General features: G+C 32.7%; 9 protein-coding genes. 8 read left to right on the plus strand and 1 reads right to left on the minus strand.

All coding sequences use genetic code 11. From position 1 onward, the window contains the following. Positions 1-331: 331 nt before the first annotated feature. Positions 332-2,248 (plus strand): hypothetical protein, encoded by a 1,917-nt coding sequence (locus CSC80_RS04280; protein ID WP_099190004.1) that lies wholly within the window; start codon positions 332-334, stop codon positions 2,246-2,248. Between the two features lie 335 nt (positions 2,249-2,583). Here CSC80_RS04280 and CSC80_RS04285 read toward each other — a convergent pair whose 3' ends face one another. Further along, positions 2,584-2,850 carry a hypothetical protein gene (locus tag CSC80_RS04285; RefSeq protein WP_099190006.1) on the minus strand — a complete coding sequence of 89 codons (267 nt, stop codon included), beginning with the start codon at positions 2,848-2,850 and terminating at the stop codon, positions 2,584-2,586. Positions 2,851-3,091: 241 nt separating this feature from the next. Here CSC80_RS04285 and CSC80_RS04290 point away from each other — a divergent pair, with 241 nt between their 5' ends. The 7 genes from CSC80_RS04290 to CSC80_RS04320 all read left to right on the plus strand — a co-directional run bounded on the left by CSC80_RS04290 (position 3,092) and on the right by CSC80_RS04320 (position 12,743). Then, complete coding sequence (locus CSC80_RS04290; RefSeq protein ID WP_099190008.1) at positions 3,092-3,571, plus strand: UpxY family transcription antiterminator; 480 nt, start codon at positions 3,092-3,094, stop codon at positions 3,569-3,571. 572 nt (positions 3,572-4,143) lie between these two features. Continuing rightward, positions 4,144-5,490, plus strand: a complete 1,347-nt coding sequence (locus CSC80_RS04295; RefSeq protein WP_099190010.1) for an undecaprenyl-phosphate glucose phosphotransferase — start codon at positions 4,144-4,146, stop codon at positions 5,488-5,490. Between the two features lie 129 nt (positions 5,491-5,619). Next, positions 5,620-6,402 (plus strand): polysaccharide biosynthesis/export family protein, encoded by a 783-nt coding sequence (locus CSC80_RS04300; protein ID WP_099190012.1) that lies wholly within the window; start codon positions 5,620-5,622, stop codon positions 6,400-6,402. A 165-nt stretch (positions 6,403-6,567) separates the two neighbouring features. Next, positions 6,568-8,019, plus strand: coding sequence for an MBOAT family O-acyltransferase (locus CSC80_RS04305; RefSeq protein WP_099190014.1), 1,452 nt, complete (start codon positions 6,568-6,570; stop codon positions 8,017-8,019). Positions 8,020-8,022: 3 nt separating this feature from the next. Beyond that, a complete protein-coding gene (locus CSC80_RS04310; protein WP_099190016.1) occupies positions 8,023-8,967 on the plus strand; it encodes a hypothetical protein in 945 nt (314 codons plus the stop codon). Positions 8,968-9,039: 72 nt separating this feature from the next. Next, the gene (locus tag CSC80_RS04315) at positions 9,040-11,343 is read left to right on the plus strand and encodes a polysaccharide biosynthesis tyrosine autokinase (RefSeq protein ID WP_099190018.1); all 2,304 of its coding nucleotides are present in this window, start codon (positions 9,040-9,042) and stop codon (positions 11,341-11,343) included. Positions 11,344-11,447: 104 nt separating this feature from the next. Further along, positions 11,448-12,743: a hypothetical protein gene (locus CSC80_RS04320; RefSeq protein ID WP_099190020.1), complete on the plus strand. Its 1,296-nt coding sequence runs from the start codon at positions 11,448-11,450 to the stop codon at positions 12,741-12,743.

Genomic DNA, 12,743 nt, shown 5'->3' on the forward strand with positions numbered 1-12,743 from the left:
TAAAACTTAGCCGTCCGCGGGGCAAGCAATAATCTCTGTAGAACCTAATTGAAACGGGCATCCAGATGGTAAGCATATTAATTTGCTAAGATTATTAAACCAATATTCTCAAAACTAAACAAATAACAAATGTCCTTGATTTATGATAGCACTACATGAAAAGAAAAAAAAATTTCGTTTTAATTACATGGAAAAAGTAGCTAACCCCTTCCTACGTCAAAAAGAAATAATACGTAGAGAGTAAAACATGTTGTGAATACCCGTGATTATGTTTTTAAAAGCAATGAAATTATATTTTCGTCGTTAAACCAATTTAACAAACAATCAAATTATGCTTAAAAAACCTATTGCACTTTTTTTATTGACCTTGTCCTTTTTAGGATGTTCCAAAAATGAATCCGATGATTCGCCTAAAACTCCAGAAGAGGAGGTTTTGAGTGATGCCAAAGAGATTCTTTCATTTAAAATAAGTATTGACAATGAAGATTATACGGCGGCAATCAGGAACGACAGTATCTTTTATACTTTTCCTTCTAACACAGATTTAACTGCTTTGGCACCGATAATCACTTATTCCGAATTGGCGGATATAGATCCAGCTTCGGAAGAAACAGTAGATTTTACAGGTCCGGTTAAATATACGGTAACAGCTGAGGACGAATCCCAAAAGGAATATACGGCCGTATTGGACAAATCTGATCCCGAAAATGAAATTACATTGGTAACTTTTGAGAATTCGGGTAGTTATAGCACGGGTTTTCACGGGCAAAATCCGGCAGATATAGATACGTTGTACTATACGTTCACCTTTGCCGATATAACAGATTTAAAAGCACAAATCGAGGTTTCTGAAGGATCTACTTTGGAGCCTGATCCCGCCGGAATAACTGATTATTCTTCTCCGGTCAAATATACAGTGACAGGAGCCGATGGTTCAACAAATGAGATTCTTGTTTTGGCTAAGAATCGGCCACTTCAAGAAGTGAGAATAGATGGTTTTGTTTCAAGTGAATTTGCTGATGTGCCTTTAGGAGGCGATATAACGTTCGAGGTGAATGAACTCACACCTTATCGCGATAGTATCCAAGTACGGTTGTTCAGTGATTTGGAGTCCTTTGACCTTGAGGTAAAGAGTATTAATGAAGAAACAAATGAAATAACGGCAACCCTACCCGATTCCTATATAAATAACAGATTTGCACTTGAAGTTTCGATAGCAAGTGAAAATACCGATGAATCTGACGGATTTAGGTTACTTAAAGGAAAATCGAATTTCACAAGGGTAGTAACCCCTTATAACGATGGCAATCCAATACCTGTTGAGAAAGCAATATGGCCGGGACATATTTTTGATTTGTTTGTATATATAAAGGATGATGCTGTGGATGATCATGAATTTTTCCTTTTAAAGGGTGGGGTCTATTATGAATTGATTAAAAAAGATGAGTATAATACATCCATTACATCAGGGGTTAGGGTTGAAATGCCGGAACTTCCAAATGTATTGCCGGCAGAAGGTACCGATTTTAAATTGGTCATACGAAATGCCGATGGGGATGAAGTATTTGACCTTGTCAATAGCGAAGGAAACAAAATAGAGGTTGTTTTTGCCAAGGAACCGGTAGTTAATTCTATAAGTACTACTTCGGTGCGCAAAGATGGAACTTTTAAAATATTGGGGGAAAATTTGTTTAATGGTCCAGTTATTGGTTATGCCAACTCAAACTTTTTAAGGAAAAGAAGTAATGTGTTGCTAAGTGATGGTATGGGTAATTACTATTATGTTTATAGTGAAGAAGTAGATGCTAACAGAAACCTTATCGTTGATCTTTCATCTCGCCAATACATGCCAACGGGAACCTATAACGTGGCTTATTCCAGTAACTATACGATCTATCCCTTAGAATACATCGGTTATAGCATTACTATTACACAACTGCCTTCAGAGCACCCAACTTTAGAGGTTGCTGAGTCTAAGCTATATAGCGATAGCAATGCTACTTCTGCAAAACAGATTCTTTTGACTTTCAATGAAGATATTGGGGATTATACTATAAAAAGAATCGTAACAGGTAAAAATGAAAATGTTGTTGTAGAGAATTATTTCACTTATCCCACCACGGTATTAACAGGAGCTTTATCCAATGAAGATTATGCCTTAACGGTGAATGATCGCGACGGTTATGTTGTGGTAGAGGATAATGGCGTTGAGTATAAAATCTATTTTACCATGCAACTAGAGGATTAAAATAAATTGAGTAACTATATCAATGCCCCACATATATGGGGCATTTTTTGTTTCTGTTCTTTTGAGTACGTGATAAACTAAAAAGAGTCCGATCAATCAAGACCGTACTCTTTTATGCATATTTTTTATAATCAATAAGCCAACTTTTAAATTTCTTAAATACAGACATATTAATTTCAGACACTTTATAATTATTTCCATCTGAAAATTCAGGATATTACAAGATAGTTTCATGTCAGGTCCAGACCGCAAAAAGCTCTCAAGAAATTGAGAGCTTTTTGCGTATTAATAATTCAAAATTTTTATAGAATTGTTTTAAATAAGTAGCGAAAAATTTAAATCAACTTTCGCTTAGTTCTTAGCATTCGCTCATTCATTAATTGAGCATATAGTATCTGATTTTCTTCAATTAACCTTTCTCGCTCAGAAACCTCGGATACCCTTTCATCACTCAGAAATGCATCAGAAGATTCCTCTTCTTTTTGACTTTCGATAGTTAAATCGTTCAATAATAGATTTAACTCATTAGTTACTTCAGTTTCAGATAATGCTACGGTATTTTCTTTAGAGACCACAGATTTGAATAGGCTTAAAAACGTCATAGGTATTGATTTGGGGTTTAGTATAAAACGATGCTTATGTCAAAATAGTATAATTGAAAGTAATCTTTTTCCTACTTATTTTAATAACAACAAATAGTACCTTCTAACTATAAAAAACTATAATTAGCTCATTTACGCCAAACAATGCACGTATGAATGCAAAATTCTTATTTTAGGGTATTCAAAATACTACAAAAGCAAAAAAATAGTTACCATATTAGAGAATCCATTATCTATATTTATGTTGAAAAACTGGTATGTACTTTATGTAAAACCTAAGAATGAAAAAAAGGTAGCAGAAAGATTATTGAGCCATCAAATTGAAGTCTACTGCCCAATGATAAAGGAAGTAAAGCAATGGAGCGATCGTAAAAAGACCATTGAAGTCCCCTTATTCAAATCTTACGTTTTTGTACAAATTGCAGAAACGGACAGACAGAAGGTGTTTAACGTTCCTGGTGTTGTACGGTACTTGTACTGGTTAGGCAAACCAGCCATAGTTCGCAATACTGAAATGGAAGCTTTAAAAAACTGGTTATCTAATGATACGGTAGAAAACTACAGTTTATGTAAACTAGAATCTGGTGATAAGGTTGCCATTAAATATGGGGCGTTAAAGGATCAAAAAGCCGAAGTTATAGAAGTAGGTAAAAAACGTGTAAGATTGGTTCTAGAAGGTATGGGTGTTGTACTTAATATGAAAATTAGGGATTTGGCATAATTTTTCTTCACTACCTTCTGCTTTAGCTCCATACCTATGTATCTAGCTTGTTCCAATTACCAAAGACATATTTGTGCTTAGCCATGTCATATTTTCATACTTCCTACCCTTTGTTCTAAACTAAATACATCATAACATAGTAGAATTATTCTATTCTTATCATTTTAAAAAATCACACTTATAAATTCATAATAATAATTGTGAAATTATACCAAAGTACTTGTAAATAGAGATCTAAAATTTCTATTTCACAATTAACCATTTGGTTATCGATATTTTTTGGAATGTTACTTTATGCTACTTAAGTTTGTTGCTTCATTTAACTCCCCCGTAAAAGTTTAATGAAGTATTAGGTATACTTCGTTTTTAAAATATAAACCTACGGTTGGTTCTAGAAAATGGGGCTGACAATGCGGAGCGCTATACCCTATTTTAAGATCAGACATTTTCTCAGCAAAGAATCTTATATCCCTTTTGCACGCTATAGTTAATAGAATTCATTCCAATTTATTCATTAAAGGCTACAATAGTCACAAGCTTAACGTCCTTAATCAAACTTTATCCCCAGCAAATTGAAAAAGTCATTTTTTGTTATTCCACTTTCGTTTTTAGCACATATTTTGATTGTTAACATCACTCTATATGCCTTAACACCTATAACATATTTAAATGCCTTCACTATTGCTTTTATCAACCTCTCGTGGTTTTTCATCACCTATAGTTTAGATTTTTACCCAACAGCAAGAAGAGAAAGTTTTGGTCAAAGCCTTAAAAATTTCTTTAAACTCTATTTACTATTTGGCTTAGTTTATTTTTCATCCTTTACATTTCTAAAACCCTACTCATATTCTTGGCAGTACCTGCTTATGGTTTATCTCATCATATGTATTTTGTTAATGCTATTTAGAATTTTTTTCTACTGGTCAAGAAACCTTGTTAGAACAAAAGAATATGTGCATACCAGAGCGGTTGTTATCGGTAGGGATAAAAACCTTAAGAAAATACGACGCATTTTTGATATCCCAAAATATGGGTATCGGTATATGGGTTATTTTGACAATTCTAAATCAAACAGCCCTACCTATTTAGGCAACATTGAGAGTAGTTATGAATATATCTTTAAGAACAATGTTGAAGAAGTGTATTGCATGGCATCACGTTTGTCAAAAGACGAGATAAAACATCTGATGAATATTGCAGATAATAGTTTAAAGAAGCTTAAGATCATTCCAGATAACAAAGAGCTTTTTTCAAGAGCTATGTCCATTGAACTATATGATTCAGTACCTGTTTTGAATTTAAGGGCCTCACCTTTGGATTTAGAATATTCCAATTTAATAAAACGCATATTTGACATCATCTTTTCTTTAATGGTTATCATTTTTGTTCTCTCTTGGTTAACACCTTTGGTGTATATATTAATGAAGTTCGATTCCAAAGGACCTTTATTTTTTAAACAGAAGCGTCATGGGGTTAATAAAAATACATTTTGGTGCTACAAATTTAGATCAATGACCAAAAGCGACGATAGTGACACTAAAATGGCCACAAAAAATGATATGCGTGTAACCAAACTTGGCAAAATACTACGTAAAACCAGTATAGATGAATTACCACAGTTCTTCAATGTATTAAAGGGTGATATGAGTATTGTAGGACCAAGACCGCATATGGAGGTACATACCAAGCAGTATGAAACATCTGTTGAGAAATACTTGGTACGTCACTTCTTAAAACCAGGGATAACAGGTTTGGCTCAGGTAAAAGGGTATAGAGGAGAAATCATACGTAAATCGGACATCGTAAACCGTGTTCGTTATGATATATTTTATATGGAAAAATGGTCCATTCTACTTGATATTCAAATAATTGTACTAACATTTACTAATATTTTTACTAATGAAGAAAAGGCATACTAGTAATAAGAAACCTTATTGAGATTTATACTTTATTTTTAATTAATCTTTTTCTTCTACATATACTACTTTTGAGCACGCTTTAGATAACAAATGACTATCCTTTAATTTTTTGTACAAATACAGAACAATATGATACGCAGACAATATTTAAATAGAATTTTAATATTTCTTTTACTTCCTTTAATCTTTTCATGTTCCCGAAGAAACTTAGGTTATTTCAGCAATTACGGTGAAGAAAAATTACTTACCGAAGATATAACCTTAAAAACGACACAGCCAGTTATACAACCAGGAGACTTATTACACATTTCGGTAAGTGACAACAATCCAATTGCAGCAGCACCATTTAATAAAGTGGGTACCGTTGGCGATAACCAAAGTAATTCAACTTCTAATTTGCAAGACGGATATTTAGTTGATGAGAATGGTATAATTGATTTTCCCGTATTAGGAAGAATTAATATAGGTGGAAAAACAAAAAATGAAGCTAAAGTTAGCTTGACCAACCTTCTCACCAATTACTTAGGTAACCCAATAGTTACCATTCGATATTTGAATTATAGGATAACGGTTGTTGGTGAAGTAAACAATCCAAGTACTTTTCTGGTACCTTCAGAACGTATTAATTTGATTGAGGCCTTAGGCATGGCAGGCGACTTGACCATATACGGCAAGCGAGATAATGTTATGGTTATCAATGAATCCGACGGCGTTCGTACCGTTGCACAATTAGACTTAAATGATAAAGCCATATTAGACTCCCCTAATTTTTATTTGAAACCTAATGACATTGTTTACGTAGAACCTGTAAAAGCTAGAAAAGATCAATCAAGTTTAACCAGATCCAATATTTCTTTAGTTCTAGGAATTATTTCAGCTGCGTCTTTGGTCATATTAAATATTAATAGATAAGTATATTATTTACTTATCCCATTCATTGGTTTAAATTTTTACTAAATAATAGATTCTGAAAAGGATAAATTTCTCTGTCACTGGCTTAACTAGTGCAGTCGTATTTTATTTGCTTCTATTCCCCTGAGTCTTGTTTTATATCAAAACAAAACTTTTAACAAAAAAATGTTATTTAATTCCTGGGAGTACTTATTTTTTTTACCGGTCGTATTTGTAATTTATTGGGCACTTTCTAAGAAGAAGGTGTTATTGCAAAACATTTTATTACTTTTTGCCAGCTACACATTCTATGGCTTTTGGGATGTTCGGTTTTTATTTTTGATTTTAGCTAGTTCTCTTGTTGATTTTTATATAGGTCATAAAATATATGATAATATTCAAAATCCACGTAAAAAGAAAAATTGGTTAACAGTAAGTGTAGTTTTCAATTTAGGCCTGTTAGGCACATTTAAATATTTCAATTTTTTCGTTGATTCTTTTATTGACCTAACACAAAGTATAGGCATTGAAAATTCTACATATTCAACACTTAATATCATTTTACCTGTAGGCATCTCATTTTATACCTTTCAAACACTTTCATATTCATTGGATATCTATTATCAAAAATTAAGGCCAACAAAAGATTTGATTGCTTTTACAGCTTTTGTAAGCTTCTTTCCGCAATTGGTTGCAGGCCCCATTGAAAGGGCTTCAAATCTGTTATCCCAAATCGGTAATGAGCGTAAGTTTAATTATATACAAATTACGGATGGTCTAAAATTAATTTTATGGGGACTCTTTAAAAAAATCGTTATAGCAGATTCCCTAGCTCCAATTGTCGATGACATATTTTTAAATTATAATAATTACTCCGCCTCTACTTTAGTATTAGGCATCGTATTTTTTAGTTTTCAAGTATATGGTGATTTCAGCGGTTATAGTGACATTGCCATTGGTTCTTCCAAACTTTTTGGTATAGAACTAAGAAGCAATTTTAAATTCCCACATTTCTCAAGAAATGTTGCTGAATATTGGCAGCGTTGGCATATTTCTTTATCTACATGGTTTAGACACTATATGTACATTCCTATGGGTGGATCAAGAGTTTCTAAATTGTTATCTATACGTAATATCGTAATCATATTTTTAGTAAGTGGTTTTTGGCATGGAGCAAACTGGACATTTATCATTTGGGGGGGCTTACATGCTCTTTTTTATATACCTGTTTTTTTAATGGGAAGAAATAGAATTTATGCCGACAATAGTATAGGCGAAAAAAGCGGAATCCCGACAATAATAGAGATGCTACAAGTATTACTCACATTTGCGCTAGTTAGTTTTTCAAGAATATTTTTTAGATCACCAACGGTTACCGATGCCTTTGCCTATTTAAAAAGAATTATGACAGAAGTGAATTTTGAAAACTATTTACACCCTAAAGGATATAGAATGATAGATTTCTTTATTCTGATAATAGCTTTCACACTATATGAATACCTCATTCGCAATGATGAAAGAAGACCCTTTAAATTTAAATATAAAGGTGCTAGAACCATGATTTATAGTTTAATGATACTAGCTATGATTCTCTTTTATGACAACACCGGTAGAAGCTTTATTTACTTTCAATTTTAAAAGATGAAAAAATTAATGTTTCAAATAGTACTTAAAAGCTTTTTGGTCTTTGCTATTCTGGAATGTTTAGTGAGGGTATTTCATCTATATTCAGATAACCCAAAACAATTTGTTGATGATTATGGGGTAAGAAAACATATCCCATATCAGGAAGGCTATAATGTAACAGGGAACAGAAAACAACATGTTACACCATATAAAATCAATAAAAATGGTTTTAATACAGTTACATCAGAGTCCCCATCAAACCAATCATATAACATAGCCATCATTGGCGATTCTTACATTGAAGGTATGCATCAACCTTACTTTAATTCCTTAGGAACAATGTTGGAATCTAAATTTGATACCATACGAGTTTATGAATATGGCATTTCAGGTTATGATATGGCAGATCAACTTCATTTAATTCAAGCATACTCAGATGAATTTGAAAATATTGATGATATTATCCTCTATATGAAGTTTGAAAATGATTTTGAAAGGTCGGTACACGAACCTGGCCTAGTTCAAGAATCAAAATTTGATCAACTACGTAATCAAAGTAAATTGCTTACTTACCTAAGACAATTAGGTCTTTTAAATAATTTTAAAACCTTTTTGACCTCTGCAAAACAACATATTAGAAATCCTCATGAGATACAAAAAAAAGAGTCTACCGAATTAAACCATCATGAGGTTGCCATGAAACGTATTTCAAATTTCAAAAAATTGATTCAAACTTATGGTTTTGACAATAAGAAAATTAAACTTTTACTTGATAGTAGACATACAGACGTTCAGTTTATAGCTTTTTGTAAACAAAACGGTATTAATATCATTGACTTTAAGAAAGCTTTTCAAACAGCAAAAAATAACACATCACTAGTTTATGATGCACACTGGAATAACTATGGCCGATCATTGATCGCAGACACAATTTTTCAACATTTTAGTAAAAATAATTGAATAACTTGCCTCTATCTTTTTATGAAATCGCAAGTTTCAAAATAGTAAAACACCTTAGTAATCAAGTTACGTATGAATGAGAATAAACCTGAATTTTTAAATTCTGAAGAGAAAAATATCGCAGATATTTTAAAAAAATATGTGAAATATTGGCCCCTATTTGCCATAGGTATCGTAATATGCCTTTCTGCTATATTTTTATATATACGTTATAAGGCAGATACCAATTATGCCATTTCAAGTACTATTTTTATAAAAGAAACTGCAGCTGGCCAGAGTGTCAATGAAAACCAGGGCTTCAATAATCTTGGCTTAATTAAAACATCGCATAGCATTGATGACGAAATTGGTATTTTAAAGTCATCAGGTATCATGGAAAAGGTGATTTCTAAGCTAAACCTTAATGTAGCTTATTATGTTGAAGGGAAAATACGAGACGTTGAAATTTACGGTGATGATGTTCCTGTAGACATATTGGTAGATGAAACTTCAAAAAACCTTGCCTTCAACCTTCCTATATATATAAAACTTCTTACTGATGACACTTACCAAATAATTTCAGAATATGATGGCCAATCCATATCATCTGAACATAAGTTTGGTGATTTGGTCTCTGAACCATTTGGTACGATTACGGTAACCAAAAAAGAAGATACCAATTTTATAGACCAAGGTAAACCACTGTACTTTCAAATAAAAAATAAAGATCGCCTGGTCATTGATTTTTTAGGTAGATTAGGAATTGCTCCTTCTAATAAAGGCGGCAACTTATTGAACATTAGTTTTTTGAGCTCATCAAAACAAAAAGGTGAAGATATTGTTGCCGGTTTAATTGAAACCTATGTAGAGGAAACTATTAAATACGAAAATGAGATTGCTGAAAATACCATTCAGATGATAGACGATCGTCTAACAAAACTATCCAGTGAAATTGAAGGGGTTGAAAGCAATGTAGAGAATTTTAAATCCAGAAATGTAATTACCGATGTGGCTAGTAACGCCAACAGTTTTATTGGTCAGGCCAACGACTATAAAAATAGAATTTCAGAATATCAATCGCAGATCAATGTTTTAGGTTATGTTGAAGAGTCTTTTAACAGTGGTGGTGCAGATGCAACTATAAGTAGTTCTATTGCTGTAAATGATGGGGTTTTGAGTAATATGGTCAATACCTACAATGAGACTTTAATGGAAAAGAAGCGTCTTGCACAATCCACACCGTCAAGTAACCCTATTATTGTGGATTTGGACACCACTTTAACTAATTTACGCTCTTCCATTCTACAAAATGTACGCAGTACCAAAAATGGTCTATTGATTGCACAGCGTAATTTACAGTCAAACGCCAATAAATATCAAGCTCAAATCGCAAGAGTACCCTCTATGGAGCGTAAATTATCGGATATTAGTAGGGAACAGAGTACTAAAGAAGGCCTTTTTCTTTATCTATTACAAAAAAGAGAAGAAGAAGTACTATCAATGGCAGCACCGGTATCCTCCACAAGAATTGTGAGCTTGCCAAAAGCCAGTCTATACCCAGTTAGCCCAAATAAAGTCTCGTTATATCTAGGAGGTCTATTACTTGGTCTATTTCTGCCATTTTGTATTGTCTTTGCCAAAGAAACACTAAACAATAACATAAGTTCTTTAGATGAATTAACAAAGTTATCTATGGCTCCAGTTCTCGGAGAGATATCAAAAAACAAGACTAAAACAAGCCTTATCGCATCTGAAAGAGAGCGCACCCCTACTGCCGAACTTTTTAGATTGCTAAGATTTAATTTAGAATACCTTAAAAAGAATGACAAGAACCAAACCTTAATGGTCACCTCTTCCGTGAAAGGTGAGGGTAAAACCTTTGTTGCGGCCAATTTAGCTATTTCCTTAGCTTCAGCTGGTGAAAAAGTTGTCTTACTATCTTTTGATTTAAGAGAACCGGCGTTAATGCCCCTTTTCGGACTTAGTGAAAAACCTGGAATTACAGATTTTATAGTAAAAAAAGGTATGCCTTTAAATGAAATCATACAAACCAATAAAGATATTGAGAATCTAAATTTAATCGGTGCTGGCATACCAATGATTGAAGTGGGTAAACTTATATTAAATGAGCGAATAGAAACTTTATTGAGCCAACTTAAAAAGGACTACGACCGCATCATTATAGATACGGCACCTATTGGAAAAGTGTCTGATGGTTTTGCGCTCAACCCATATATAGATAGCACTATTTACGTAGTAAGACAAGGCTTCTCAAAGAAAGAATATTTAAAAACGCTGAATAATATTTATCAACAGAACAAATTACGAAATACTATGGTCTTATTGAATGATACTTCATCAGGGCAATCTTATGGATATGGCAATAAGACTTATTAAACTTTAGGCCCATAAATAGTTTTCGAAATAAATAATATATGTCGGTCAAAAAAAGATTGCTCCAGAACGGACTAGCATCAGTTTTTCAAAAGGGTGTTCGAGTAATGGAACAATTATTCCTTGTACCATTTTTTTTAACAGCCTGGGGACCTGCTTACTACGGGGAGTGGATCACCTTAACCATTGTACCTAGTATTCTGGCTTTTTCTAATCTAGGATTTGGCACCGCGTCTGCAAATAGTTTTGTTTTAACATACGCTTCTGGTCAAAAGCAAAAAGCATCGAACATAAGTAAAATTGGCATGTATCTTATTACAATAGTAATTATAATCGCCATAATTCTAAGTACCGTAGTTGTTTTTTCATTAGATTATTTTCACATATTTGACAAATCTATTATTGATAAAAATGATGCCATAATAGCGGTTTCACTAATGAATTTTGCATGCTTATTAAGTTTTTACGATCCACTAATAGAATCCTATTACAGAGCAGCACAAAAAGCAGCATTAAGCATTAACCTAATAACTATAAGAGCTGTTTTAAAATTAAGTTTTGGATTAATTGTACTCTTAGTGGGGTATGGCATAGTTGAATTTGCAATATCACAACTTATCGTTACGGTAACTTTTACGATTTACTATTGGTTAAAAGGTAAATCTGTATTAGTATTATTTAAAAATTATAATGGCGTCAAGGATAAAATCATACTTAACGATATTACAAAAAAGGGTTTTGGCTATCTAATATTTCCAGCCTGGCAGGCTATCTATTTTCAAGGAACTACATTTGCTGTTAGAATAATTTTAGGAGCAGAAGGTGTTGCAATTTTTAATACGGTTAGAACCTTGAGTAGATCGGTTAATCAATTACTAAATATTGTAAGTTCCAGTATATTTCCTGAATTACAATATGAAATAGGTGTTGGAAATATTCATAAAGCACAAAAAATATACAGATTCTCTGTGGTACTCTCATTCTTAATAGCATTTGCAGGTGTATTATTCTTAGCATTATTTGGATTGTGGTTTTATAATTTATGGACTCAAAATGAATTGAACGTTCCTACTACAATGTGGCATCTTTTTGTATTAAGTATTCTATTTCATTCTTTTTGGTGGTCATCAGAACCGGTTTTCAGGGCAAAAAACGAACCCTATAAATTTGCTTTTACTGGTATTATCGCTGCATTAATCTCTGTCTTTTTTACATACGTATTTTCTAAGTTTTGGGGACTAAATGGTGCTGCGCTAGGTGCTTTGATATTAGATGTAATAATGGCATTTTATATATTTCCTTTGAGCATTAGCATGCTTAATATGAAAATTTTAGATGTTATTAAGTATGGCTACCTTGATTTAAAAGAAATTTTAGCTGGACTGAAAGCTAAGCTTAATTAA

Source organism: Maribacter sp. 6B07, assembly GCF_002700155.1.
Classification (GTDB): domain Bacteria; phylum Bacteroidota; class Bacteroidia; order Flavobacteriales; family Flavobacteriaceae; genus Maribacter; species Maribacter dokdonensis.

Coding starts and splice junctions, on each gene's coding strand:
- CSC80_RS04300 (WP_099190012.1), top strand. CDS start 5,620: ATGATACGCAGACAATATTTAAATAGAATTTTAATATTTCTTTTACTT.
- CSC80_RS04310 (WP_099190016.1), top strand. CDS start 8,023: ATGAAAAAATTAATGTTTCAAATAGTACTTAAAAGCTTTTTGGTCTTT.
- CSC80_RS04285 (WP_099190006.1), bottom strand. CDS start 2,850: ATGACGTTTTTAAGCCTATTCAAATCTGTGGTCTCTAAAGAAAATACC.
- CSC80_RS04320 (WP_099190020.1), top strand. CDS start 11,448: ATGGAACAATTATTCCTTGTACCATTTTTTTTAACAGCCTGGGGACCT.
- CSC80_RS04315 (WP_099190018.1), top strand. CDS start 9,040: ATGAATGAGAATAAACCTGAATTTTTAAATTCTGAAGAGAAAAATATC.
- CSC80_RS04290 (WP_099190008.1), top strand. CDS start 3,092: ATGTTGAAAAACTGGTATGTACTTTATGTAAAACCTAAGAATGAAAAA.
- CSC80_RS04305 (WP_099190014.1), top strand. CDS start 6,568: ATGTTATTTAATTCCTGGGAGTACTTATTTTTTTTACCGGTCGTATTT.
- CSC80_RS04280 (WP_099190004.1), top strand. CDS start 332: ATGCTTAAAAAACCTATTGCACTTTTTTTATTGACCTTGTCCTTTTTA.